This is a genomic window from Caballeronia sp. LZ034LL, assembly GCF_031451215.1.
GTDB lineage: Bacteria > Pseudomonadota > Gammaproteobacteria > Burkholderiales > Burkholderiaceae > Caballeronia.
The window spans coordinates 1,276,107-1,301,322 of record NZ_JARUXR010000003.1 but is presented as its reverse complement, the minus strand read 5'-3'; the positions used below and the strand labels follow the sequence as shown (position 1 = coordinate 1,301,322).

At 64.2% G+C, this 25,216-nt stretch carries 27 protein-coding genes; 11 read left to right on the top strand and 16 right to left on the bottom strand.

The features are described from left to right. Window positions 1–7: 7 nt before the first annotated feature. From QCE83_RS27055 to QCE83_RS27035, 5 genes are all read right to left on the bottom strand, one after another. Window positions 8–1,105 carry a lipocalin-like domain-containing protein gene (locus QCE83_RS27055; protein WP_309818527.1) on the bottom strand — a complete coding sequence of 366 codons (1,098 nt, stop codon included), beginning with the start codon at window positions 1,103–1,105 and terminating at the stop codon, window positions 8–10. Beyond that, window positions 1,105–3,645, bottom strand: a complete 2,541-nt coding sequence (locus QCE83_RS27050) for an FtsX-like permease family protein (protein WP_309818526.1) — start codon at window positions 3,643–3,645, stop codon at window positions 1,105–1,107. Before QCE83_RS27050 ends, QCE83_RS27055 begins: the two co-directional genes overlap by 1 nt. After that, window positions 3,642–4,331 (bottom strand): ABC transporter ATP-binding protein, encoded by a 690-nt coding sequence (locus QCE83_RS27045; protein WP_309818523.1) that lies wholly within the window; start codon window positions 4,329–4,331, stop codon window positions 3,642–3,644. The genes QCE83_RS27050 and QCE83_RS27045 overlap by 4 nt, the downstream gene beginning before the upstream one ends. Window positions 4,332–4,422: 91 nt before the next feature. Further along, the gene (locus tag QCE83_RS27040) at window positions 4,423–5,007 is read right to left on the bottom strand and encodes a DUF1993 domain-containing protein (protein WP_309818521.1); all 585 of its coding nucleotides are present in this window, start codon (window positions 5,005–5,007) and stop codon (window positions 4,423–4,425) included. A gap of 72 nt (window positions 5,008–5,079) precedes the next feature. Beyond that, entirely contained in the window at window positions 5,080–6,531 is a 1,452-nt protein-coding gene (locus tag QCE83_RS27035; RefSeq protein WP_309818519.1) for a PQQ-binding-like beta-propeller repeat protein, read from the bottom strand. A 34-nt stretch (window positions 6,532–6,565) separates the two neighbouring features. Here QCE83_RS27035 and QCE83_RS27030 point away from each other — a divergent pair, with 34 nt between their 5' ends. After that, on the top strand, window positions 6,566–6,937 hold the full coding sequence (locus QCE83_RS27030) for a hypothetical protein (RefSeq protein ID WP_309818517.1): 372 nt from the start codon (window positions 6,566–6,568) through the stop codon (window positions 6,935–6,937). A gap of 165 nt (window positions 6,938–7,102) precedes the next feature. Continuing rightward, entirely contained in the window at window positions 7,103–7,423 is a 321-nt protein-coding gene (locus tag QCE83_RS27025; protein WP_309818515.1) for a DUF1330 domain-containing protein, read from the top strand. Between the two features lie 120 nt (window positions 7,424–7,543). On the opposite strand, the gene benD is transcribed toward QCE83_RS27025, so the two are convergent. The 5 genes from benD to catA all read right to left on the bottom strand — a co-directional run bounded on the left by benD (window position 7,544) and on the right by catA (window position 12,267). After that, a complete protein-coding gene (benD, locus tag QCE83_RS27020; RefSeq protein WP_309818513.1) occupies window positions 7,544–8,320 on the bottom strand; it encodes a benzoate diol dehydrogenase BenD in 777 nt (258 codons plus the stop codon). Further along, on the bottom strand, window positions 8,317–9,339 hold the full coding sequence (gene benC, locus QCE83_RS27015; protein WP_309818511.1) for a benzoate 1,2-dioxygenase electron transfer component BenC: 1,023 nt from the start codon (window positions 9,337–9,339) through the stop codon (window positions 8,317–8,319). Before benC ends, benD begins: the two co-directional genes overlap by 4 nt. Before the next feature lie 34 nt (window positions 9,340–9,373). Next, the gene (gene benB / locus QCE83_RS27010) at window positions 9,374–9,862 is read right to left on the bottom strand and encodes a benzoate 1,2-dioxygenase small subunit (RefSeq protein WP_309818509.1); all 489 of its coding nucleotides are present in this window, start codon (window positions 9,860–9,862) and stop codon (window positions 9,374–9,376) included. Beyond that, window positions 9,859–11,217: a Rieske 2Fe-2S domain-containing protein gene (locus tag QCE83_RS27005; RefSeq protein WP_309818506.1), complete on the bottom strand. Its 1,359-nt coding sequence runs from the start codon at window positions 11,215–11,217 to the stop codon at window positions 9,859–9,861. The genes benB and QCE83_RS27005 overlap by 4 nt, the downstream gene beginning before the upstream one ends. A gap of 114 nt (window positions 11,218–11,331) precedes the next feature. Continuing rightward, window positions 11,332–12,267, bottom strand: coding sequence for a catechol 1,2-dioxygenase (catA, locus tag QCE83_RS27000; protein ID WP_309818504.1), 936 nt, complete (start codon window positions 12,265–12,267; stop codon window positions 11,332–11,334). A gap of 178 nt (window positions 12,268–12,445) precedes the next feature. On the opposite strand from catA, the gene QCE83_RS26995 reads away from it, so the two are divergent. The 5 genes from QCE83_RS26995 (at window position 12,446) to QCE83_RS26975 (ending at window position 17,080) form a co-directional block, all read left to right on the top strand. Beyond that, window positions 12,446–13,369, top strand: coding sequence for a LysR family transcriptional regulator (locus QCE83_RS26995; RefSeq protein WP_309818503.1), 924 nt, complete (start codon window positions 12,446–12,448; stop codon window positions 13,367–13,369). A 104-nt stretch (window positions 13,370–13,473) separates the two neighbouring features. Next, window positions 13,474–14,601, top strand: a complete 1,128-nt coding sequence (locus tag QCE83_RS26990; protein ID WP_309818501.1) for a muconate/chloromuconate family cycloisomerase — start codon at window positions 13,474–13,476, stop codon at window positions 14,599–14,601. A 74-nt stretch (window positions 14,602–14,675) separates the two neighbouring features. Beyond that, the gene (gene catC, locus QCE83_RS26985) at window positions 14,676–14,954 is read left to right on the top strand and encodes a muconolactone Delta-isomerase (RefSeq protein ID WP_309818499.1); all 279 of its coding nucleotides are present in this window, start codon (window positions 14,676–14,678) and stop codon (window positions 14,952–14,954) included. A gap of 177 nt (window positions 14,955–15,131) precedes the next feature. Then, a complete protein-coding gene (locus tag QCE83_RS26980; protein ID WP_309818497.1) occupies window positions 15,132–16,220 on the top strand; it encodes a hypothetical protein in 1,089 nt (362 codons plus the stop codon). Then, window positions 16,208–17,080: a nucleotidyl transferase AbiEii/AbiGii toxin family protein gene (locus QCE83_RS26975; RefSeq protein WP_309818493.1), complete on the top strand. Its 873-nt coding sequence runs from the start codon at window positions 16,208–16,210 to the stop codon at window positions 17,078–17,080. Before QCE83_RS26980 ends, QCE83_RS26975 begins: the two co-directional genes overlap by 13 nt. 4 nt (window positions 17,081–17,084) lie before the next feature. Here QCE83_RS26975 and QCE83_RS26970 read toward each other — a convergent pair whose 3' ends face one another. The 3 genes from QCE83_RS26970 to QCE83_RS26960 form a co-directional block, all read right to left on the bottom strand. After that, window positions 17,085–18,458 (bottom strand): amino acid permease, encoded by a 1,374-nt coding sequence (locus QCE83_RS26970; RefSeq protein ID WP_309818491.1) that lies wholly within the window; start codon window positions 18,456–18,458, stop codon window positions 17,085–17,087. 305 nt (window positions 18,459–18,763) lie between these two features. Further along, window positions 18,764–19,024 carry an RNA chaperone Hfq gene (gene hfq, locus QCE83_RS26965; RefSeq protein WP_309818489.1) on the bottom strand — a complete coding sequence of 87 codons (261 nt, stop codon included), beginning with the start codon at window positions 19,022–19,024 and terminating at the stop codon, window positions 18,764–18,766. Window positions 19,025–19,175: 151 nt separating this feature from the next. Further along, window positions 19,176–20,588, bottom strand: a complete 1,413-nt coding sequence (locus tag QCE83_RS26960) for a 3-deoxy-D-arabino-heptulosonate 7-phosphate synthase (protein WP_309818487.1) — start codon at window positions 20,586–20,588, stop codon at window positions 19,176–19,178. A 65-nt stretch (window positions 20,589–20,653) separates the two neighbouring features. Between QCE83_RS26960 and QCE83_RS26955 the strand changes: the two genes are divergently transcribed. Further along, a complete protein-coding gene (locus tag QCE83_RS26955) occupies window positions 20,654–21,127 on the top strand; it encodes an Lrp/AsnC family transcriptional regulator (RefSeq protein WP_309818486.1) in 474 nt (157 codons plus the stop codon). Window positions 21,128–21,173: 46 nt separating this feature from the next. Here the strand turns inward: QCE83_RS26955 and QCE83_RS26950 are convergent, their stop codons facing one another. Next, a complete protein-coding gene (locus tag QCE83_RS26950; protein WP_309818485.1) occupies window positions 21,174–21,500 on the bottom strand; it encodes an HdeA/HdeB family chaperone in 327 nt (108 codons plus the stop codon). Window positions 21,501–21,752: 252 nt separating this feature from the next. Between QCE83_RS26950 and QCE83_RS26945 the strand changes: the two genes are divergently transcribed. Continuing rightward, window positions 21,753–22,037, top strand: coding sequence for a hypothetical protein (locus tag QCE83_RS26945; protein WP_309818482.1), 285 nt, complete (start codon window positions 21,753–21,755; stop codon window positions 22,035–22,037). 11 nt (window positions 22,038–22,048) lie between these two features. On the opposite strand, the gene QCE83_RS26940 is transcribed toward QCE83_RS26945, so the two are convergent. Both QCE83_RS26940 and QCE83_RS26935 read right to left on the bottom strand, forming a co-directional pair. Next, the gene (locus QCE83_RS26940; RefSeq protein WP_309818481.1) at window positions 22,049–22,363 is read right to left on the bottom strand and encodes a hypothetical protein; all 315 of its coding nucleotides are present in this window, start codon (window positions 22,361–22,363) and stop codon (window positions 22,049–22,051) included. 215 nt (window positions 22,364–22,578) lie between these two features. After that, window positions 22,579–23,025, bottom strand: coding sequence for an SRPBCC family protein (locus QCE83_RS26935; protein WP_309818479.1), 447 nt, complete (start codon window positions 23,023–23,025; stop codon window positions 22,579–22,581). On the opposite strand from QCE83_RS26935, the gene QCE83_RS26930 reads away from it, so the two are divergent. Together QCE83_RS26930 and QCE83_RS26925 are read left to right on the top strand one after the other, a co-directional pair. Further along, window positions 23,024–23,320: a hypothetical protein gene (locus QCE83_RS26930; RefSeq protein WP_309818476.1), complete on the top strand. Its 297-nt coding sequence runs from the start codon at window positions 23,024–23,026 to the stop codon at window positions 23,318–23,320. The two genes, QCE83_RS26935 and QCE83_RS26930, sit on opposite strands and share 2 nt — an antisense overlap. 298 nt (window positions 23,321–23,618) lie before the next feature. Next, window positions 23,619–25,061, top strand: coding sequence for a glycosyl hydrolase (locus QCE83_RS26925; RefSeq protein WP_309818474.1), 1,443 nt, complete (start codon window positions 23,619–23,621; stop codon window positions 25,059–25,061). Window positions 25,062–25,216 lie beyond the last annotated feature (155 nt).

Below are 25,216 nucleotides of genomic sequence, written 5' to 3'. Positions count from 1 at the left end.
TCGGCACTCACCGCTTCTCCATCCCGATCGCCCCCGCATAACCCGTCAACTCCAGATACCCGTGCCCGCGCGGGTTGCCATCGAGCGTCGCCGCGCCTTCCCAATAAAGCGCACCGGTGGACTCGCGCGAGTCCAGTTCCTGATCGTCGAGCAGCGGATTCAGCCGCCAGTGCAACGCGCCGACACGCACATCCATCGCGACCGGATACACGGTGTTGGTGCGCGGAGAACGCCACTGCCGCAGCGGCGTGAATTCCACGTCGCCGGGACCGTATTGCGTCGAGTGGCCATCGCGGTCGCGCAGCGCGGCGTGCGCCCAGATCGCGTGGCCATCGCGCGCGCGAACCTTGAACGCCATCAACGCAGCGCCATCGTCGAGATTCGCGCCGAGCCAGTCCCAGCCCGCAGCATCCGGCGACAGCAGCGTGCTCGACCACTCGTGATCCAGCCATGCACGCCCCGTCACGGCGGTCGCCGCGCGCGCCCGGCCATCGGCGGACGGCCGCACCACGCTGCCCGTCACCTTCAGTTGCGGCTCGCTGTAGTAGTCGCTCGCCTGCTCCGGCAACGGCCCCTTCTGCGAATAACCGCGCTCGCCCTGGAGCATCGGCGGCTGGGTCGGCGTGAAGGTGAGCTTGAGCGCGAAGTTCGCGGCGCCCGCGACGACCGCGTAGCTGCCGTCCGCCGCGCGCGTCATGCGCCAGCCGTCGAGCTTGACGTCGGTGTTGCCCTCCCGCGCGTACGCCAGGCCGAAGCCCTGCCGCGCGATGTTCTGGTCATGCACGAGCCGTCCGTACGCGGGATCGGACAGCGCCGCATGCGCGATGATCAACTGCGCCGGATCGAACGCGCTCTCGCTGTCCGTCCCGCCCTTGCCGGTATTCGAGCGGAAGAACGTGATCTGGAAGCCCAGCGGCTGATGCTCCGGCGTGTCGAGCCAGCCTGTCGCGTACCACCATTCGGTGCGATACGGCGGATGCGCGCCGCTGTCGCGCGGCCAGTCGACTGCTTGCCCCGGCACGACGGGCGCGAACGCGGGCTCATCGGCGCATGCGCTGGACAGGCCCAGCCAGGCAAGCAACCCTATGGCGATCCATGCGCGCATCACCAGTCCTCCCGGACGGCGCGCACCGCATCGACCGACACCGCCCGGCGGCCCGACAACACCGCCGTCGCGCAGGAAGAGGCCAGCATCACGCACGCGATGACCGCGATGGGCGTCCACGGCACATGCAGCGACATGCTCCAGTGGAACGACTGCGGATTCACGACGAACACGAGAATCAGGCTGATCGCGAAGCCGAGCAGACAACCCAGCGCGATGCCGAGCAGCGTCAGCCAGCCGGCTTCGGACGCGAGCAGCGCCAGAATCTGCGCGCGCGTCACGCCCACATGGCGCAGCATGCCGAACTCGCGTGACCGCGCGAGCGTCTGCATCGAGAAAGTTGCGCCGACGCCGAACAAGCCAATCACGATCGCCACCGCTTCGAGCAGATAGGTCACCGCGAAGCTGCGATCGAAGATGGTGAGCGTGCGCGCGCGAATCTCTCCGGGCTGGGAGAACTCAAGCGTGCCGCCGAACGGCAGCCGCTTGAGCGCGCCGATCACCTGCGCGGCACTGGAACCGGCGCGCAGCGTGATGGCGATATCCGTTGCGGTCAGATCGCCGGTAAGCCTGCGATAGTCGCCGATCCGCATCTGCAATGCGCCCGTCTGGCGCACGTAGTCGCGCCAGATTCCCGCGACCACAACGCGCGCGTCCGTTCCGCCGACCGGCAGCGTCACGCGCTCGCCGACGCGATATCCATACAGATCGGCCATCGCCTCCGAGGCCCACACCGGCGTTTCGTCGGCACGCCACGCGGACGTCGGCAACACGGCGCCGGTCATTTGCAGCGTCGCGCCGGGATCGGCGGCATCGAGTTCGCGCGCGATCAGCACGACGGGCGGCTTCGCGGCGTCGAGCGTCAGTTTCGACGTGCGCGTGAACGCCGCATGCGCGACGCCGTCCACCGCCGCCAACTGTGCCTGCTGCGCGGGAGCGAGGCCGCCGGTGTCGCCGCTGGCCGCCATGCGCACGTAGAGATCGGCGGAGAGCAGATGCGCGAGCCAGTCTTCCACCGACACGCGGAAACTCGTCACCATGATCGCCATTGCGACGATCAGCGTGAAGCTCGACAGCACGCCGCCCATCGCGATGGACGCCTGCCCCGGCGCATTCGCGAGGCGCGCGAGCGCGAGCGTCGCGACGGCGCTGCGGGAACGCGGCGCGCGACGGAAGGCGCTGGCGGTGAGACGCGGCATCAGCGCGATGCCGCCGACGAGCAGCAGCGCGACCGCCACATAACCGGCGATGGGCGTCTCGAACAGCGGCGGCGCCTGCGTGAGCGCTGCGCCGAGCACGAGGCAGGCCAGCGCGGGCCACGGCGTGCCGAGCGGCGTGAGCGCGGCTTCCTCGCTGCCGGCCTTGAGCGCGGGCGCGGGCCGGGTGCGCGCCGCTTCGAGCGCCGGCGCGAGCGTGCCCGCCAGCGCGACGCCGATGCCGAGCGCCAGGAAAATCCCGCTCGCGACCGGTTCGAACGCGACACGCGGCTCGACGCCCGGGAAGTATCCGCCGCCGAGATCGCTGCCGAAGAAGCGCAGCGCGAGCGCCGCGACGGCGAAGCCGAGCGCGATGCCGAGCACGCCGCCCGCGACGCCGAGCAATGCGCCTTCGACCATGATCTGCCGCACGAGCGCCGCGCGCGTCATGCCGAGCACGCGCAGCAACGCGAATTGTGCGCGGCGGCGCACGACGCCCGCCGCCTGCGTCGAGAAGACGAGGAATGCGCCGGTGAACAGCGCGACCAGGGCGAGCACGTTCATGTTGATGCGATACGCGCGCGAAAGCCGGTCCGTGCGGCTTTCGACATCGCTCGTTTCCGTCACGACGAAGCGCGCGCCGAGTTCACGTTGCAGTGTCTGCCGGAATGCCTCGCGATCCACGCCGCGCGCCAGTTGCAGGTCGACGCGCGAGAGCTTGCCTTCGAGCGCGAAATGCGTCTGCACGGCGGCGATGTCCATCACGGCGATGCGCTGACCGGGCCGCGTCCGCGCAATCCCGCCCGCCATGCGCAGCGTCACGGGCGCGGTGCCGTTCTGCAATTCGACGCGCGCGCCGTTGCGTGCGTCAAGCCAGGTCTGCGCGGCGGAAGAGAGGAAGATGGCGTCGCCGGCGAGCACATCGAGCGGCGCTTGCGGCGACGGCACACCGACCAGATCAGGCGCAATGCGCCGCGCGCGAAACACGTCCGCGCCCAGCAGCTTGAGCGGCGCGCTCTTGCCGGGCACGGCGGCATCGACTTCGAGCACCGGACTCGCGACCGCGACGCCCGCATGCGTCGCCAGCTGCGGATAGATCTGCTCGTCGATGAAAGGCTGGGCGCCGTGCACCTGCAAGTCCGCCTGGCCCGAGAGACTTCGCGCGGCGGCCGAGAACTCGTTGAAGGCCGCGCCGTTGATCAGTTGCACCGCGTAACCAAGACCGACGCCCAGCGCGATCGTCAGCACCGCGACCAGCGCGCGGCCGCGCTGACTGCGCCATTGCGCGGCAAGCAGCCAGCGTGCGAGCGTGTCGAAGCCGTGCTTCATCCTGGCGCCGCTCATCGCTGCAAAGTTGCAGCGTGCAATGCGCCGTCGCGCAGGATCACCACGCGGTCGGCGAACGCGGCCGCCGCTTCCGAGTGCGTGACCATCACGGTCGCCGCGCCGGTCGATTGCGTTTCGGCGCGCAACAGCCCGAGCACTTCATGCGCGGTCTGCGGGTCGAGATTGCCGGTGGGTTCGTCAGCCAACAACAAACGCGGCCGATGCACCAACGCCCGTGCAATCGCTACACGTTGCAGTTCACCGCCGGACAGCTGACGCGGCATGTCGCCGTCGCGGCCCGCCAGACCGACCGCCGCGAGCATCGCATGCGCCGCATCGGGCGATGCGCCGTTCAGCAACAACGGCACCGCGACGTTCTGGAACAGCGTCAGATGCGGCAGCACGTGGAACGCCTGGAACACGAAGCCCAGCTTCTGCCGGCGCAGGCGCGTGGCGGCATCGTCAGGGAGGCTGGAGATCACCGAGCCGTCGATCAGCACCTCGCCGCTGTCCGCGTGATCCAGTCCCGCGATCAGGTTCAGCAAGGTCGACTTGCCCACGCCCGAATCGCCCATCACCGCAACGAACTCGCCCGCGCCGAGCGCGAAATCGAGCGCATCGAGCACCACGCGCCCGCCTTCGTAGGTCTTGGTCAGGCGGCGGCATTCGAGGGCGGGAGAGACGTCGGGATCGGCGGGTTTCATGCGAAGGGATCGGGCTCAAACAAAGCACAGGCTCGGAGGCAAGCATTGTGCCCAATCTTCGGCGTACGCGTGATATCGATAGCCCGAGGCGTCAGGACTGCGGCAACGTACCGGGCCGGATATACGGGAACATGTGCGCGACGTAATCCGGCTTGCCGAGCACCACGCCGTGGCTGCGCAGGATCGAATACGCGGTCACCGCATGAAAATAGAACTGCGGCAGCGACCAGTCGCGCGCGTATTCCTCGCCGGTCATGTCGAAAATGACGCCGTTCGGCAGATCCAGCGCGATCGGGCGGTTCGCGGCGTCATCGAGCGCATCCGGCGTCAGCAGCGACAGGAACGACACCGCCTCCTGGATGCGCGCCTTGGCATCGGCAAAGGTGCCCGGCGCTTCGTTCGACTTCACCCCTTCTTCCCGCACCTGCCGCAACGCCTGCGGCACGTCTTCGCCGCGCAAGCGATACACCGGTTCCTGCGCCTGAAAGCATGCGAAACGAACCTGCGCGGCGAGCGGGAACATGTCGGGGGCGAGACGCAGCGTCATCAGCATGTCGAGGCCGGCGGCCGCTTCGCCGCTCTTGTCCTTGTCGGGCCCGGCGGCCTTGTCCAGCCATGCGGACAAGTTCTGCAGCGTCTGCACGAAGGTCGGGACCAGAAGACGGGTCAATTGCATGAAGCGCTCCACAGGTGGGGAAACTGCGATCTTATATCGATGCAGCCCCCGCCTGTGTTCATCGCTCCATCATCAACGCGGGCCGAATACGGCCACGCCCGTCTTGGTGCCGACATAGACCTTGCCGTTCGCGATCATCGGCGAGATGAACTTGTTGCTGCCGAACTGATCGCGCGTACCCGACTGATTGCTGTTGTAGAGCTCCGTGGCGAGGTTGCCCGCGTCATAGGCATGCAGGATGCCGATGGCCGTGCCGTTCTCCACGCCCCACACGATGCCGTTCGTATTGCCGTTCGCCGAGATCACCGGCGCGAGGCCCGGGAAGCTCCAGGTCTGCGAGCTCTGGCTCGACGCCGTCGTCGCGAACACCGCGTTGACCACCGGGATCGCCTTCAGATGATCGCCGGCCGGACCCACGTACACCGTGTTGTTGTAGAACGCGGGCGCGCTGAACATCGGGCCGAAGATGGTCGAGAACAGCTCCTGGTAGATATGGTCGCCGTTGGAGTCGAAGTTGCCCATCGAATCGCGGTTGACGATGAACAGCGCGCGTGTCTTGCCGCCGCCCACCGCGAGATGCCGCACGTTGCCGTTGATGTCCTTGAGGTCCGGCAGGAGCAGCACGCCGCCCGAGCCGAGATCGAGGTCGGCGTTCGACTGCGCCACCGTGTCCGAAGGCTCGAAGTAGTCCGCGACGTGCAGGGTCGGCGTCGGCGAGACCTTGAGGAAGCCGTTGCCGAAGTCGCCCTTGTTGGGCATGTCCTGCGCGTTGGTGGTGGGATCGAAGGTGCCGTTGCCGTCGAGGAAATAGACCGACGTGCCATCCGATGCAAGACCGGCGCCGCTCATCCAGATGCCGCCCATTTCGCCGTTCGGCGTGACGTTCAGGACGCCGGCCTGCTTGAGCGTGGCCGCGTTATAGCTGATGACCCAGCCGGTGTACGGCAGTGCATCGCAATGCGAACTCCAGGCCGTGTAGATCACGCCATTGAGCAGCAACAGCGAAGCCCGCTCGATGTACTGTCCCGGCGTGAACGGCACGACGCCATTGACGCTTCCCGAACCCGTGCCCGGATAGGAAGCGGTGATTTCCGCGGGACCGTTGAACAGCTCGGCGCCCGTGGCGATGTCGAGCGCATGGAGCCGCTGGTGATACGCACCGCCCGTGTCCTTCGACATCGCGACCACATAGATCGTGCCGTTCGGTCCGCGCGTGCGGTCGATGACCGGCGTCGACGTGATGCCGATGGTCGGCGTGGTCTGGTTGCAGCCGTGGTCGTCGCTGGGCACTTCGCCCGTTGGCAAGGTGGTCACGCGCCACAGCACGGTGCCGGTGTCAGCATCGAACGCGTACACGCTGCCCGCCTCGGTGGCGACGTAGAGCACGTTGTGCGTGCCACCTGCAATCGGCACGCTGCCGAGAAAGAGCGGTTGCGCGTCGACGGCGCCGTCCACCGTATAGAAACCGATCTTGCCGAACGTGTTGGCGTTGACGTTGGCGGGCGCCAGCCGGATTTCGTTCAATTGCTGGGCAGTGCGGAGGTTGTCGTTGTGATAGGTGGTGACGTCGGCGGGGGTGGATGCGGATGGCTGGGTCGTCGTCGGCGTGCTGGCGCCCGATGGCGAACTTGCACCAGAGGGCGTGCTTGCGCCGGAAGGCGTACTCGCGCCCGAAGGCGAACTGGCGCCGGACGGAGTGGACGCGCCCGTCGGGCTCGATGCAGAAGAGGGATTCGATGCCGACGATGCACCGCCCGCGGACGATCCCGAATCGGAACTTGAACTGCCGCCGCTGCATCCGGCAAGCAATAGTGCGAAAGCGATTGCCATCACGCCAAACGTCGAGTGCCCTTTCATCTGCGAACCTCCGGTTCTTGAGAAGTCAAGCTCGATGCTTTCGCGATTATTACCTGCGAAGGCTAAAGAATAATAAAGATGATCGGGACTCCGCTACTGTTTGTCGAAGTGATTTAAAAAAGTTGTGCTTGGTATGACGAATACAAGATCTCAATGGAGCGCTTTTTACCTGTCAGGTAATCGACATCGCTCAGTCTTACCGCGAACATGGACTTACACGCTTAATGGAGTGGCCATCATGTCCGCTTATGCCGTTGCGCATCTTCATGAAGTCGTCATGAACGACGACATCATTCAGTATCTCGACGGGATCGATGCCACGCTCGCACCGTTCGAAGGCCGCTTCATCGTGCATGGCGCGCCGCCCGAGGTGCGCGAGGGCCAGTGGCGAGGCGATCTGATCATTATCGAGTTTCCGTCGCTGGCCAAGGCTCGCGCGTGGTACGGATCGGATGCCTATCGGGTCATCCTGCCGCTCAGAACGAACAACTCGCGTGGCGCGGTGATCCTGATAGATGGCGTCGAGGCAGGACATCGCGCCGGCGATATCCTGCGCTAAGACGCGCTTGGCCGCCTTGACGGAATTTCCAAGCGAAGCGGCCGCGCGAGCTTAAGCAAAGTTTTAGTGTGCTTATAGTGCTTTGGCTTAAGCGGCTGCAAGCTTATCGGCTCGATATATTCAGCCGTTGTCGCCGCCCGCCACCGGCAGCACCGCGCCGGTGATGTAGCTGGCTTCATCGGACGCGAGAAACAGGATCGGCGCAATCTGTTCGTCCAGCGTGCCGTAGCGCTTGAAGAACGTCGATTCCTTGACCTGCCGCACCGCTTCGTTCATCCAGGTCTTCTCCTGCTCGCTATCGCCGGCGGCATTGCGCGGCACGCGGCGCGGCGGCGCCTCGGTTCCGCCCGGCGCGGCGGCGACCACGCGGATGTTGTGCTCGCCATATTCCATCGCGAGCGCCTGCGTCATGGCATTCACGCCGCCCTTCGCCGCCGAATACGGCACACGGCGAATCCCGCGCGTGGCGTTGGACGACACATTGACGATGGTGCCGCCGCCGTTGTCGAGCAGATACGGCAGCACCGCGTGGCAGGCATAAAGCGTCGGCATCAGCGACCGGCGGATCTCTGCGTCGATCTGCGCCGGTTCGAATTCACCAAAAGGGCGCATGCGGATCGCGCCGCCCACACCATTGATCAGAATGTCGATACGGCCGAACGCGTGCACCGCGAACGCCATCGCGGCGGCAGCGCCTTCGTAGGTTTCGAGATCCGCGACGAAGCCCGCGGTCTGCGCACCCCGCGCCTCGGCTGCTACCTCGGCGACGAAATCCGCGCGATCGACGAACAGCACCTTCGCACCCTCCGCCGCCGCGCGCAACGCCACACCGCGCCCGATGCCCTGCGCCGCGCCCGTCACGACCATCACCTTGCCTTCGAAACGTGGCGTGCTCATGCGGTCACCGGCGCGGCGTTGGGCGTGAACTTCTCGTAGTGGAAGCTGTTCGGCTTCACGCCGTTGTCGTCGAAATGCTTGCGCACGGCATCGACCATCGGCGGCGGGCCGCACAGGTACACGTCCACGTCGCCATCGTTGAGCGACTCGGCCGGCATGTGCTGCGTGACCCAGCCCTTGCGCGGATGCGCCGACGCCGCGTCGGCGACCACGGTGCTGAACGTGAAGTTCGGCAGCTTCGCGGTGAAGGCCTCGATCGCTTGGACTTGCACCAGATCCAGATCGCGCGTCACGCCGTAGATCAGATGCACCTTCTGCTGCGAATCCGCGCGCGCCAGCACTTCGAGCATCGACAGGAACGGCGCCAGCCCCGTGCCGCCCGCGAGGAACAGCAGCGGCCGCTCCACCGCGCGCAAGTAGAAGCTGCCGAGCGGCCCGGTGAGTTCGACCTTGTGGCCGGGCTGCGCGGAGTCGAGCCAGGTGCTCATCACGCCGCCCGGAATCTTCTTGATGAGAAAGCTGATCTTCGTTTCACCCGGCGCCGACGAGAATGAATACGAACGATGCTGACCGCTGCCGGGCACGTCGATGTTCACATACTGGCCCGCGAGAAACACGGGCGCTGCGGCGTCCACATCGAGTTCGAGCACCACGGCGGCGTCGTTGTGCGGTTCGATCTTCGTGACCGTCGCCGCGAACGTGCTCTGTCCGGTCTTGCAGGCCGTCGACGATGCCGGCACCGCGATCACGCAATCGCTCTCCGGAATCATCTGGCAGGTCAGCACGAGACCGCTGTCCTTTTCGTCTTCGGTGAGCGCGTCGTCGATGTACTCGTCGCCGAGATCGTAGCGGCCGCTTTCCGCGCGGCATTTGCAGGTGCCGCAGACGCCGTCGGAGCAGTCCATCGGCAGGTTGATCCGGGCGCGGAATGCGGCGTCGAGCACTTTCTCGCCCGCCTTGCATTCGACAAAGCGCGTCACGCCGTCTTCGAAATTCAGTGCAATGTTGAAGCTGGTCATGTTGCCTCCTGCGTGCTGTCTCTCATCGCGGGACTCAGACGTGATACACGTCGAGCACCTGGCGAATGGTGTCGTTCTTGAGCACGATCTTCTTTCTCGCGATCAAGAGAATGTCGTCGACCTTGCGGAACGTGACGAAGATCGTGCCGAAGAAATGATCGGTGATCTTGTAGCGATGATTCAGCGTGTCGAAGTTATAGCGGACGTCCACTTCGTTGCCGCGCTCCGCCATCACTTCCACGTTGGTCACGTTATGGCTCGTGCGCGGCTCGGGCAACGAGGCGCCGCTGCGTTCCGTCTTGATGCGGAACACGCGGTCTTCGAGTCCGCCCCGGTCGGGGTAGTACATCAGCGAGATCTGGCTTTCGTGATCGTCGGTGAGCTGGTCGTCGTCGTCCCACGCGGGCATCCAGTAGGTCACGTCTTCCGCATAGCAGCCGAGCCATTCGTCCCACTGGCGGTCATCGAGAAAGCGCGCCTCGCGATACAGCGCGGCACAGATGGTCTGGTAGTCGATGTTCATGCCGGCACCTCCGCGTGCTCCTTCTTCAGCGCGTCGCGCATCACCTCGACCCAGTATTCGTGCTGGCAGACGAACAGCCCTTCGTCCTCGCTGCGCTCGCCCGAGATGAGCGGCTTGAGGCCCATGTGCCTGGCGTTCTCGTCCGCGCCTTCGATCCACAACGGCGCGCCGCGCGACAGGTCGTTCCACAGCGCAGTCGTGCCCGCATAGCCGGCCTGGCACGCGCGGAATTCCTCGAGGTCGTCGCTCGTGCCCATGCCGGTGACGTTGAAGAAGTCCTCGTACTGACGAATGCGCAGTGCCCGCTGCTCCGCGCTTTCGCCCTTCGGCGCAAAACAGAAGATGCTGACCTCGGTCTTGTCGACGCCGAGCGGACGCACCACGCGGATCTGCGTGCTGAACTGGTCCATCAGGAACACGTTCGGATACAGGCACAGGTTGCGGGTCTGGTTGACGATGAAATCCGCCTTCACTTCGCCGACCCGCGCCTTGAGTTCCTCGCGATGCTGGTACACCGGCCGCACTTCCGGATTCATCGTCTGGGTCCACAGCAGGATGTGGCCGTGCTCGAAGCCATACACGCCCGCCACCGACTTGCTCCAGCTGTTGGCATCGACGGCCTTGGTGCCTTCGACCTTGCGGCGGCCCATCGTCGCGGCATAGTTCCAGTGCACGGTGCTGACGTGATAACCGTCGCAGCCGTTTTCCATCTGCATCTTCCAGTTGCCGTCGTAGATATAGGACGAGTTGCCGCGCAGCACTTCGAGTCCGTCCGGCGCCTGATCGACGATCTGATCGATGATCACGCGGGTTTCGCCGAGGTACTCTTCGAGCGGCATCGAATCCGGATTCAGGCTGCCGAACAGGAACCCGCGATAGTTCTCGAAGCGCGGCACGCGCCGCAGATCGTGCGAGCCCTGCTTGTTGAACTGCACCGGATATTCGGTGGTCTTCTCGTCCTTCACCTTCAGCAGCTTGCCGGTGTTGGAGAAGGTCCAGCCGTGGAACGGACACGTGAAGCTGCCCTTGTTGCCATGCTTGCGGCGGCAGAGCATCGCGCCCTTGTGGGCACAGGCGTTGATGACCGCATGCAATTCGCCGGTCTTGTCGCGCGTCACGACCACCGGCTGCCGGCCGATCCACGTCGTGTAGTAGTCGTTGTTCGCGGGAACCTGACTTTCGTGCGCCAGATAAACCCAGTTGCTCTCGAAGATGTGCTTCATCTCGAGATCGAACAGATCGGCGTTCGTGAAGATGTCGCGGCGGCAGCGGTACACACCGCTTTCCTTGTCGTCCTGAACGGCGCTTTGCAGCAGGTCGTCCAGTTGCCGGGCTCGGTCGTTGATAGCGGACATGAGTGCTCTCCCTATGCGGGCTTCGGTCAACGAAGCCCTTGCATCGGTGAAGATTGATTCGGGGGGATGAAGGCGGCCGCGCAGTCCGCGCGCCGCCGTGGCCAGGCGAGGCGCTTAAGCCGCGACGCTGACGCGCGGACGTTCCACCAGCTGGTTGTCCTTGCCCTGCACGAGCGAAGTGAGCTGGATGTCGAAGGCGATCTCGCGGTACGCATCGTCCTTGAGTCCGAGTGCTGCGCCGCCGCTCTTCTCGACCACGTGCGGCACCAGTTCTTCGCGAGTCGCATAGGCGAAGTCGTCCCAGATCAGCGGATCGCCTTCGATGTTGATCTGCGTCGTCAGCTTGCGATGCTGGTCGCTGGAGACGAAGAAATGCACGTGCGCCGGACGGTTGCCATGACGTGCAAGCGCGTTGAGCAGTTGCTGCGTCGCGCCCTGCGGCGGGCAGCCGTAGCCCACCGGCATCAGCGTGCGGAATTCGTAGACGCCGTCGGCGCCGGTCCGGACCGCGCCGCGCAGGTTGAAGTCGCTTTGCGCGCCGGTCGGGTCGAAGTGCGAATAAAAGCCGTGCGAGTTCGCGTGCCAGCATTCCACCACCGCGTGCGCCACCGGCTTGCCGTCCGGACCCGTCACCTTGCCGCGGATCACGAGCGGGCCCGCGTCGGCATCGGCGTCGAGATCGATCTTCGACACGCCGTCGTGCACCGGCGCGCCGGCCACGTACAGCGGGCCTTCGATGGTGCGCGGCGTGCCGCCATGGATGTCAGCTTCGCGGTCCGCCGCATCCATGCGGATGTCGAGGAACTTCTCCAGGCCGAGGCCGGCGGCCAGCAAGGCGGCTTCGCCATCCTGGCCCAGCTTGTTGAAGTAGGTGACGCCGGCCCAGATTTCATCGGGCGTCATGTCGAGGTCGTCGATGGCCTTGAACAGGTCGCCCAGCAAGCGATGCGTAATCTGCTTCGCGCGGGCATTGCCGTCCTGACCGCCGAGGTTGGAAGCGGCCTTCAGCAGGTCCTGCACTTCCTTCGTATCGAACACTTTGACGTTCATGTCTGCTCCTGTGTCTCGCTGTTTTTTCGTGGGGGTTAACCCCTGCTCCAGCGCCGGCACAGATATGCTCGGAAGGTATGATCGGGTGCTGAAACAGAGCGTGAAGGCAGAATAGTCGACGCCAGAACGCCCGGTCCAACACTGATTTAGTATTGGGCTATATCCAGGAGGTATCGAAATGGAATTGCGACATCTTCGTTATTTCGTCGCGGTGGCGGAAGAGCGCAACTTCACGCGCGCGGCGCAGCGACTGCATATCGCCCAGCCGCCGTTGAGCCGGCAGATCCAGCAACTCGAAGAAACGCTCGGCGTGCAGCTGTTCGAACGCGCGTCGCGTCCGCTCAAGCTGACCGAGACGGGCAAGTTCTTCTATTCCCACGCGGTGCAGCTGCTGGCGCAGACCTCCGAGCTGGAATCGATGACGCGGCGCGTGGGCAATATCGAACGCAGTCTTTCGGTCGGATTCGTGGGTTCGACGCTGTACGGCATGCTGCCGAAGATCATCCGCCGGTTCCGCGACGAAAACGCCACCGTCGAACTGAGTCTTCACGAGATGTCGACGATGGACCAGATCCGCGCGCTGAAAGACGGGCGCATCGACGTCGGGTTCGGCCGGATCCGGCATGAAGACGCCAACATCCGCCGCGTGATCCTGCGCGAGGAAAAGATGATCGTCGCGCTGCCGGTGGGTCATCCGCTTTCGCTGGTCAAGCCGGTGCTCGCGCTGCGCGACCTCATCAACGAAACGCTCATCATCTTTCCGAAGGCGCCGCGTCCCAGTTACGCGGATCAGGTGCTGTCCGCGTTCCAGGACCGCGGGCTCGCGCCGCGCAAGACCTATGAAGTGCGCGAGTTGCAGATCGCGCTGGGCCTGGTCGCGGCGGGCGAAGGCATTTCCGTGGTGCCGAGCAGCGTCTACGGTCTCAAGCGCGACGACGTCAGCTACCAGGAACTCGACGATCCGACGCTCGTCTCGCCGATCATCATGAGCATGCGTGCGCTCGACGAGTCGCGCGACATCCGCGAGATGCTCGAACTCATCTACCGGCTGTATGAGGAGGAACGCATCGACTACACCCCGCGCACCGACCGGGGTACGTGACACACTCATACCTCGGGGGTATGAGACTAGACGTCGATGGTCTTGGACAGGCGAATATCGGGCGCGCAATACTTCAGCAACCCTCCCTTCCCGACATTTCAGGTATGAACGCCCACATCACGTCCGTCTCAGCGATCCTGGTCGATCTCCCGACTATCCGCGCGCATCAGCTCGCCATGGCGACGATGCAGCAGCAAACCCTCGTCATCGTGCGCCTGCGTTCGAGCGACGGCATCGAAGGCATCGGCGAGGCCACGACGATCGGCGGCCTGTCCTATGGCGACGAGAGTCCTGAAGGCATCAAGCTGACCATCGATACCTATCTGGCGCCGGCGCTCGTCGGTCAGGACGCGACCAACATCAACGCGGCGATGCTCCGGCTGAACAAGGTCGCGCGCGGCAACCGCTTCGCCAAGTGCGCGCTCGAAACCGCGCTGCTCGATGCGCAGGGCAAGCGCCTCGGCGTGCCGCTGAACGAACTGCTCGGCGGCGCGGTGCGCAAGACGCTGCCGGTGCTGTGGACGCTCGCGAGCGGAGACACCGGGCGCGACATCGAGGAAGCCGAGATGCTGCTCGCCGAGCGCCGCCATCACACCTTCAAGCTGAAGATCGGCCGGCGCGGCGTGCGTGACGACGTGGCGCACGTGTCGAAGATCAAGGCGGCGCTCGGCGATCGCGCGAAGGTCACGGTGGATGTGAACCAGGCCTGGAACGAGACCGACGCGGCGCTCGGCATCGAGGCGCTGCAGGCCGCGGGCATCGACCTGATCGAACAGCCGACGCCGCGCGAACAACGCGACACGCTGGCGCGGCTTGCGGCGCGCTTCATCGTGCCCATCATGGCCGACGAAGCCGTGACCGGGCCGGAAGACGCGCTCGAACTGGTGCGCAACGCCTGCGCCGATGTGTTCGCGCTGAAGATCGCGAAATCGGGCGGCATCTACGGCATGCTGCGCACCGCCGCGATCGCGGACGCGGCCGGCGTCTCGCTGTACGGCGGCACGATGCTCGAAGGCAGCATCGGCTCGATCGCCTCGGCGCACGGCTTCAGCGCGCTGCCACAGCTTGCGTGGGGCACCGAGCTCTTCGGCCCGCTGCTGTTGAAGGACGACATCGTCACCGCGCGCCCGCATTACCGCGACTTCGACCTCCATCTGCCGGAAGGACCGGGCCTCGGCTTGCAGATCGACGAAGACAAGCTCGCGTTCTATCGCCGCGACAAGCGCGCCTGAGCACGGCTCCATCACCACGGCATCCGCGCGCGGCTGGACCGGCGTAGATGTCTCCAACCATCCGGAGAAACGACATGCTTTATCTGGTACGAATGGACGTGCACCTGCCGCACGACATGCCCGCGGCCACGGCCGATTCGATCAAGGCGCGCGAGAAGGAATACTCACAGGAACTGCAGCGCTCCGGGAAGTGGCAGCAACTGCACCGCGTGGTGGGCGAGTACGCAAACTACAGTGTCTTCGACGTCGACTCGCACGACGAACTGCACACCCTTCTCTCGGCGCTGCCGCTGTTCCCGTACATGACGGTCAAGGTGACCGCGCTCGCGAAACACCCTTCGTCGATTCATTGAGTGCGGGCGAAGCGCCGCCTGTCCGGCCGGCGCACCGCGTTCAAGGACGGACGCTGGCAAGCGAATTTCAGTAAATTGGCCGGTTTCAGCAAATGTTGAAACAGGCCAAAACACTGAAAACTGCCTGATTTTCAGTAAATATGGTACTTTCAACAAATGCTGAAACCAGCCAATTTGATGAAAATACCCTTTCCCGCCGAAGAGTCCGATCCCAGTCTGCAGCAAGCCGAAGAGGCCTTGCGGGACGTGCTCGCGCATGTCCCGGCTCTCAGGGTTGAGGGCATCAACGACGTCTCCGCGCCGGACAAGTGGTTACCGGACCTGACCATCCGGGTCCGGTTCAATGACCAGCCGCACTTGCTCATCTGCGTGCTCAAGCCGAGCGGGCAACCGCGCTACGCCCGCGGCGCGCTGCTGGAATTGCGCCGTCATGTCGCGCGCCATCCGCCCGACGCCACGCCGGTCTTCATCGCCCCCTATATCTCGCCCGCAGTCAGGCAGATGTGCAGCGCGGAACACGCGAGCTATCTGGACCTGCAGGGCAACACCCGGATAGCGTTTGGCGGCGTCTTCATCGAGCGCATCGTGGCGGACAAGCCGCAGGCGGAACAACGCGAACTCAAGTCCCTGTTCAGGCCGAAATCCGCGCAAGTGTTGCGCGCCATGCTGCGCGAGCCCGATCGTGCGTGGCGCGTCAGCGACCTGGCGGACATCTCGGGCGTCAGCCTCGGGCATGTCAGCAATGTCCGCAACGGCCTGCTCGATCGCGAATGGGCGCGTACTTCGAATGACGGCCTCGTGCTCCGTGCGCCGGCCGCGCTGCTGGACGCATGGCGCGACAGCTACAGCGCGCCGGCAGGCGAACTGCTGCGCTTCTATACGCCGCTGCACGGTAGCGCGCTCGAAGACGCGGCTCGCGCCGCACTGCGCGCCCCGGACGCGGCCGGGCATGCGGCCTTCGCATCGTTCTCGGCGGCGCAGTGGCTGGCGCCCTACGGACGCACCGGCACGCACTATTTTTTCGCCGATGACGACGGCCTGCGCGCGCTGCAAGCCGCGCTCAAGCTGGCGCCTGTCCTGAAGGGCGAAAACGTGAACATCCTTCTGCCGAAGGATCCGGCGCTGCTGGCCGATACCATCGAGCCCGCGCCGGGCGCAATCTGCACCAGCCCGGTCCAGACCTATCTCGACCTCTCCATCGCCGGCGAACGCGGCGCCGAGGCCGCCGACCACCTGCGCCAGGAAAAGCTTCCATGGTCCCGATGACACCTTCCCACGAACCGCAATCGGCCGCCGACTACGACGACCGCACCACCGCCGCCGTCAAGTCCGTGCTGATCGAAATGGGTCAGATCCTCGGCAGCTTCAAGGGCAAGTTCGCCATCATCGGCGGCGCGGTGCCGTGGCTGCTGCTGGCCAACGAGGACATGCCGCACGTCGGCACGCTCGACGTGGATGTCGGGCTCGATGCGGAAGCACTCGGCGACGGCGAGTACGCCACGCTCGTCGGCACGCTGCAAGGCCATGGCTACGCCCAGCGCGCCGGCCTGCGGCGTTTCCAGCTGGTGCGGCAGGTTGCCGTGCGCGACGGCGGGGAAGCGATCGACGTCATCGTCGATTTTCTGATGCCGCGCGACGCCGAGATCGTCAAGAACGTGCCGCCGCTGATCAGCGACTTCGCCGTGCAGCGCGCCGACGGCGCCGACCTGGCCATGCGCTTCTATCAACTGGTGGCCGTGGCGGGACCGATGCCGAACGGCGGCACGAACCGCGTGGAGATCGCCGTCTGTTCGATCCCGGCGTTGCTGGCCATGAAAGGCCATGCGCTCGCGGGCCGCTACAAGCAGAAGGATGCGTACGACATCTACTATTGCGTGCGCAACTATCCCGGCGGCATCGAGACGCTGGCGTCCGAGTGCCGCCCGCTGCTGGAGCATGCGAGCGGCGCGCGGGGCTTCGGTCACATCGCCGACAAGTTCGCTTCCTTCGATGCCCACGGCCCCACTTGCGTGAGGCGCTTCGTGGAAGACACGCAAGCGCTGGGCGACCGCACGCCGGACCAGTGGCAGCAGGACGCGTTCGGGCAGATCGATGCGCTGTTGCGCGCCATGGGACTGCGCGAATGAATCTTCACCGCGACACCGCCAGCCCCGTCCGCGCCCGCCGGTTGCGCACGACATATCCGATACCGAGCGCCGCAAGCCACACCGGAATCAGATAAACCGACATGCGCAGGTCGGGAATCATGCACATCACCACGAGGATGCCGGCAAGGAACGCGAGACACAGGTAATTGGTCAGCGGATAGCCAAGGCTGCGGAACGTGGTCGTTTCGCCGGCGAGCGCCTTCGCGCGACGGAACCGCAGATGAATCAGGCTGATCATCGCCCAGTTGATGATCAGCGCGGACACCACGAGGCCCATCAGCAGTTCGAACGCCTTGCCCGGCATCAGGTAGTTGATCAGCACGCAGACGGCTGTCGCGAGCGCCGAGACACCGAGCGCGGCGAGCGGAATGCCGCGCGCGTTGACCCGCAGCAGCGCGCGCGGCGCATTGCCCTGCTGCGCGAGGCCGTAGAGCATGCGGCTGTTGCAGTACACGCCGCTGTTGTAGACCGAGAGCGCCGCCGTCAGCACGACGGCATTGAGCACGTGCGCGACGAGATTGCTGTTCATCGCGTGGAAGATCAGCACGAACGGGCTGCCGCCGGTCACCACCTTCTGCCACGGATACAGCGACAGCAGCACGCCGAGCGCGCCCACGTAGAAAATGAGAATGCGGTAGATGACCTGGTTGGTCGCGCGCGGAATGGTGTGGGACGGATCATCCGCTTCCGCCGCCGTGATGCCGACCAGCTCCAGTCCGCCGAACGAGAACATGATGACGGCCATCGCCATCACGAGCCCCGAAACGCCGTTCGGGAAAAAGCCGCCGTGGCGCCACAGGTTGGACACGCCGGCCTCCGGGCCTGCGCTGCCGGAGAACAGCAGATAGCCGCCGAAGCCGATCATGCCGACAATGGCGACCACCTTCACGATCGCGAACCAGAACTCCAGTTCACCGTACGACTTCACGCTCGTGAGGTTGATGGCGTTGATGACGCAGAAGCAGACGAGCGCCGAGATCCACGTGGGCATGCCCGGCCACCAGTACTGGACGTAGATGCCGACGGCGGAAAGCTCGGCCATCGACACGAGAATGTAGAGCACCCAGTAATTCCAGCCTGACAGGAAGCCTGCATATTGGCCGCAGTACTTGTCGGCGAAATGGCTGAACGAGCCCGCGACAGGTTCCTCGACCACCATTTCGCCCAGCTGGCGCATGATGAAAAACGCAACGATGCCGGCAATTGCATAACCGAGCAGCACCGATGGCCCGGCTGTCCGGATGGTCTGTGCAATACCGAGAAATAATCCGGTGCCGATCGCGCCGCCGAGCGCAATCAACTGAATATGACGATTCTTCAGGCCGCGTTTGAGCGTGCCGTCTTCTTGCAATGCCACGTGCCCTCTCCCTCGTTATGCGGTTGAACCTGACACGGCGTTGCCGAAGCGCGCGCCGCCCGTTTCAGGGGAATCAGTGTAGATTTCCTGCCGCACAATATGATTTCCTAACGGACGCAGACAAACCCTGACTCAGCGATCGGGATTTCATCCGGGGTCTCTTTTGAGAAAGGAAATTGTATCGCGCCGGAACTGGCGCGAGATCGGGCACTAGAACGTGCGTTCGGTCGAGCCCCGGCGATCGGGGCTCGCGACACAGTCAGCGCAACGGGAAGGGAAGCTGGAGGAAGGCGCCGCCGCGACGCTTAGCGGGCCGGCCCGTGCGGACGGCGCTCGGGGCGATCCGTGCGATGCGGACGATCGTGATCTTCGCTGATGGTGGAAATGGCGTGCTTGTAGATGGATTGCGCACCGGCTGTCGAGCTGAGATAGACCATGTAAGGATCGAACGACTGGATATGGCCCGTCAGCTTGATCCCGTTGACAAGAAAAATAGCGACGCGCTTGCGCTCTTTGCGCAACGCGTTCAGGAAATCATTTTGCGGATTTGTAACAGCTTCTGACATGGCAAGCTCGATCGGTAATTAAACAGGGATGGCCTTGCTGGCGCTCACGTGGCACACATGAAGTCCAGCAGTCCACATGCCTTCGGTTGGTGCGTGCCGGGTGGCCGGCTCATCGGCAAAACGGACATTATCGCCCCCCGGCGCGCCGCGATCAGCGGCGGTCGGCCGCATCGCCTGCCACGGCGAGCAGATCATGCGGATGAACCATCAACTCCCGGACCTGACGCAGCATCGGGTACTGATTCAGCACGGTAGCCCAGCGGGGCGAGGACAGCAACTCCTTCCACACAGGTTCCAGTTCCGCGGGTTCCGCCAGGAAGCCTTCGTCCAGCCGCGCCGCAAAGCTCAGACTCGTCGGAGCGGTCAGGAGTTGCATGCGGCCCGCCGCGCTCAGCAGGCGCGGCGCGGGCTCCGCGGGCGCATCGCAACAATACAGGATTGAACGCCTCAATGCGGCTTCGTCCGTGCGCAACGCAGCCAGCGACGCGCCGCGCAGGCGCACTTCGCCCTCCCGTGTCCCAAAGGCGTACTCGACGTCCGCGTCGGCGCACGCCAGCAACCGCACCCCGCGCAGCAGGCGTGGGAAGTCGGTTGCGGCGGCATCGACGGAGGATTTCGCTTCCACCAACAGACACACGTCCCAGGCCGAAGCCGCCGCGCCCGGCCGTGCGCGCCGCAACAGTACGGCATCCCACTCGCTCTTGGCCCGCGCCGCGCTGCCGGGAATCGTCGCCGGCACGCGCATCGAGGTCACGACGGCATACTCCGCCCGCCCCGCGTCCAGTTGGTTGAGCCGCCGTGCCAGCGCGCCCAGCGCCTGCGCCGCCGACGTCTCCGCGCTCGCTCCCCGCGCCCGCGATCGAGCGCCGCGCGCGGCTGCCTCGGCGCTGCCCGGCGGCGGTCCCTGGCGATCCCACAACGAACGATAGCGGCGCACGCGTTCATCCTGCTCCAGCGCTTGGAGACGCTCGAGCCGTTCGAGCGGCGCACCGCGCTGGAGACGCGCCAGCGCTTCGTGCAACGAGGCATCGGCGGCGATGTCGGGAAGGTCCAGCAATGCCTGCACGGCAACGCGCAATTCGCCGGGACGCGCGGCCGACGCGGCTACGTGCAAGCGTGCCAGCAAGCTGCGCCGGACACCCGCCGGCGCGCGGTCGAGCTTCGCCGGATGGGCGAGCGCCGCCACGTCGGTGCGGATGCGCCGTCGGTCCTGTTCAGCGTGCGCCGAGAGCGACGCGTATTCGCCCACACAGGCCGCCCGATGGCGCAGCACCATGGCCTGGAATGCGGGATCGCCGGAATCCGGATGCATGGCATCGCCAATCAGGCGCGCGAGCGTATGCAGGAAACGGAGACGACAGGCGGCGTCGGGCGCCTCGCCGCGTGCGCTTGCCTCGCGCGCGCGCTCGATGTCGAGGGCGAGCGTCGTCGCGGGTTGCGCTGAATCGAGCGGCCACGACGTCGGGCCGATCTCCGTCAGCCGGTAGCGCCGCACGATTCCGTTCAGCAGGGCATCGAGCTGCGTGGGTTCGGCGCCGGACAGGGACACGCTATGATTTCGCATTTGCCGCGTCGAAGCCCATCTTCGTGCATGCGGGTTTCATCGTTTGCTCCACGGGAGAAAGAAAATTGCAGACCATCGAAATCGACCGCATCGACCTGCGCCTGCTCGCCATGCTCCAGGCGCGCGGACGCATTTCCAATCTCGAACTGGCCGAAGCCATCAGTCTCTCACCCGCGCAGACGCTCAGGCGACATCGGCGCCTGGAGGAAATGGGCGTCATCAAGGGCTATGAAACGCGTCTGGATGCCCAGGTGCTCGGCTTCGGCGTGGTGGCCTTCATTCAGGTGACGATGGAGCGCGGCCACGTGCGCGATCTGGCCAAGTTCAAAGGCGTGGTCAGCCGGCTGGCCGAGATCCAGGAGTGCTTCGCCGTGGCCGGCGACGTGGACTACATGCTGAAGGTGATCGCGCGGGATCTCAAGGGGCTGTCGGAATTCCTGCTCGACACGTTGATGCGCATTCCCGGCGTAAGCGGCGTCAAGTCCAGCGTCTGTCTCGACGAACTCAAGTGCGTCAGTGCGGTGCCGCTCGAGTCATGAACGCAAAGGCATCGCGGCCATGCCGCGATGCCCGTCGCAACATTTTTCAATGATGGTCGAAGAGCGAGATCTGGTTGGACTTGATCATCGACCGCACTTTTTTCACGAACGGCGCGTTCGGATCCTTCTTGCATTCCGTGGCGACGATCTCGCCGACCGGATGCGCCGTATCGACCACGACCCTGTCCGTTTCCTTGATGCCGAGCTTGTCCACGCCCGCGACCCAGTAGACGAGCGCAGGGCGATAGGCGTCATCGAGCTGGGTGAATTGCTCGCAGGTCATCTTCATGGGCGCGACGGCTTGGTCGTCCGCAAACACCGATTGAGCGGCAAGGGCACACGTCAGGGTCATCAGAACATAGGCTGACTTCATGGCTTTCCTTTGCAGAGGTTGTTGTGTTGAATACGCTTCTTCATGCACTTCAGGCCTGCATGGTCATAGTAGGAAAGCTGACTCGTTTAATGCGATGTGCGGGATCGAAACAGGCTTTCGGTTTGACTGCACGATGCCGCGCAGGCTGCGTGAAGGCCGGGCCCTGTCCTCATTCGCCGCTCATTCACGACGCCGAGAATCATCCTCAACCGATGCGCACTCACGCTGCACCGCGTTCTGAGGAGAACAATCATGAAGAAGATCGGTTATGTGGTCGCCGCGACGGTGCTGAGCCTTGGATGCATCAGCGCGGCTCAGGCGCATGTCTTCGTCGGGATGAGTATCGGCATGCCGGTCGCGCCTGTCGTGATGGCGCCGGCGGTCGTGCCCGTGTCTCCTTACGTTCCCTATGCGCCTTATGCGCCGCCACCCGCCTATTACGCGGCGCCGCCTGTCTATGCGCCGCCTGTCGCGGTCGGGTACTGGGGACATCCGGGCTGGTGGGGGCCGCGCTATGGTGTCGGCTACTGGAGATGAACGCCGATGCACTAGCCCTGTGCGTGTTCGTCCTCGATGACACTCGAGAGAAGCATGCGCAATTGGCCGGTGGATAACCCGCGGCATGATGTCAGCGGATTCGTGCCGATCGCGATGTCGGCCGACCCGTTGCGGGCGAGCCAGTCATGCAGTTGATGAGCGAACTCCACGACGTCCCGCGGGCCGAGCACGGCAACGAGCATGATTGCCGTGCGTGACGGCTCACATGCTTCAACGCTTCCCTCGATCACGATGTGATCGACAGAACGCTGGAGTCGGTGCAAGAGACTGGCCGTGATCGATGCGGCCGCGGCTTCTTCGTCCACGTACAGCGTCAGGACGATCCGGTTCGTTTGCATGGCTGCGCTTTCTCGTTATGCGACAGGCGGACATGCCTTGCGTCCACCAGAATCGCTCTTTGCTCTCTTCACGCATCGTAACCCGCGAACGCCCTCGAATAAAAAACCGCGACGTGCGACATGCATCCCATGCTTCAGGCTCACTTGGGCGTGCATGCCTGAAGCATCGGGATGCGCGCTCATCACTCCGGAATCTGCGGCTCGACCAGTCTCGCCAGTTGCAGCAGCGATTCCTGCCAGCCGAGATAACACATCTCCACCGGGATCGCTTCCGGAATGCCCTCTTGCACGACACTCACTTCGGTCCCGCAGGAAACCTGACGCAAGGACACGGTGACGCGCATTTCGCCGGGCAGGTTGGAGTCGTCGAAACGATCGGTGTAGCAGAGCTTTTCGTTCGGCACCAGTTCCAGATACTCGCCGCCGAATGAATGGCCATTGCTCGTGCCGAATTGATGAAACGACATCTTGTGCGTTCCGCCGACGCGCGCATCCAGTTGATGAACCCGGCAGGTGAAGCCATAGGGCGGAAGCCATTTCGCGATGGCGTCGGGTTCGAGGAAAGCGCGATAGACGCGTTCAGGCAGAGTGCGCAGGACGCGGTGCAGATGAACGGTTCCGGTAGCCATGGGTGATTTCCTTTTCTCAGGACAGGTTGGGGAATACATCGACGACGAATCATCAAAGCGAAAATCGACACATGGCCAGCATATTGGGCCTTTCGATAACCTGACTAAAAAAGCGCCGGCTGTCGTCAAACTTTCACAAACATGTTTCTTCGGCGATACAAAACCGCGAATTGCCAGATTTACCGCATTCGTTCATCCTGTTTTATATAACCAATATAAAAGCTATCCGGGACGACTCAAAAGCCATAATGCAAGCCCTTCAGCGGCATCCAATTACATTCGTATTATGGAATGACATGCAACTTTTTCGCATCGTCCACTTTCGTTACAAGAAGTTACTTCTTACGTCATACTCATCTTGATTCAGCTGTGTAACATTTCTTCAAGTCGCCAACAAACCGACGAAAGCGCGTTACGCACTGTATTTCTCCCGCGAACGCCCTAGCCCGATCGCCACTTTTCCGACTGCTTCGAATGGCCATTCGATAGCGGTGGGGACGTTTTTCTCCGGCGATTCCAATCAACGATTTCCGGATCTAAAAGAAATGAAAAATCTCCGTACGAGTGCTTATGCATACTGTTTAGGTGCCCTCATGTTGTCAGCCTGCGGTGGCGGGAGTGACAACGGTGGTCCGTCGAGCGTCGCCAACAGCGCTGATCCCGCGACGGTCATCGATATCAACCGGCATCCCGCTTCCGTGAGCGGCACCGTCATTCCGCCCGCGACGTCGCTCAACGACTCCAGCGGCGCCGTGTGGACCGTGAAAAACGGCGTCATCTATCGCGCGAATGTGAAAGCCGGCTTCTCGCAAGACGTGATCTCGCTGCTCTGGTACGCAGGCAAGATCTATCAGCAGAACGTGAACAAGCTGTGGTGGGTCTGGCAGAACAACACCTGGGTCGTTTCGGCGGACCCGCGTCCCGCCACTTCCACGGGTTCATCGACGGGCACGGGCTCCGCCTCGGGCTCGACAGGGGCCTCTTCGCCTGCATCGACTTCGACGCCTGCTTCGTCTTCGACCGCCGCGTCGGCGCCGTCCAGCGCATCGTCGACGAGCGCGGCGTCCACGGGCACGTCCACATCGGGCGCGCCGGGCATGCCCTTCTTCGGCGTCAACGAGCATTACGCCTACGGCGGCGTCTATTCGCAGACTCCGCTGAGCACCCAGGCAGCAACGATGGTCGACCTCGGTCTCACCGGCATTCGTCAGGACGTGCACGGCTACGATCAGATCGATACGCTGGCCGAAAAAGTGATCCCCGGTCTCGGTACGAGCGTCACGGTGATGCCGCTGATCGACGCCTATCCCTGGGACGATCCGACCTTGAACGGCAAGACGCCGACCGAATCGAGCGCCTACACCTACGCCTATAACATGGCGGCCTACGCTGCAACGAAGCTCAAGGGCGTGCCGGTGGTGGAGTTCGGCAACGAATACGATCTCGACGTTCACAACAAGCGCATCGCCAACGACGGCGTCAATGTCTCCGACTACGACAACACGACCTGGCCGATCTGGCGCGGCGCGCTGCGTGGTTACTACGACGGCTGGCGTTCGGTCGATACGGCGGGACAGACGAAGGTCATCGCGACGGCATCGGCGGGCTTCCTCTATCTGGGCTGGTACAAGGGCATGCTGACGGGCGTTCAGCCGGACGGCTCGACCGGACACCCGAAGGTGAAGACCGACATCATCCAGCTGCACTGGTATTCGGACGGTCTCGATCCCCAGAACACCTGGGGCAAGGACGGCACCAACTACAACGTGCTCAAGATCCTTCACGACGCCTATAACCTGCCGATCATGTTCACGGAAATCGGTGTGAACTTCGACTTCACGACGCAGCAGGCGCAGGCCTACATCACGAAGACGATTCCGGAACTGTACGCGGCGCGTAACACGTATGGCGTGGTGGGCTTCCAGTGGTACGAGCTGTATGACGATCCCACCGGCGACTACGGCATCCTCACCAACAGCGGCCAGAAGAAGGCCATCTACGCGACCATGAAGGCGGCCGTGCAGGCATCGCACTAAGCCTGAGCTTCATGTGAGCAGAGTCCCGGTGCACGGCGCGCAGCCGTCCACCGGGACTTGTCGTTTTTGTTGTCGTTTGTGCCGCGCGTGCCACGCTTCGGTGCGATACCGAACACTGCGCGCGCATCAAGCGCTTCGATCCTCCTTCCGATCCG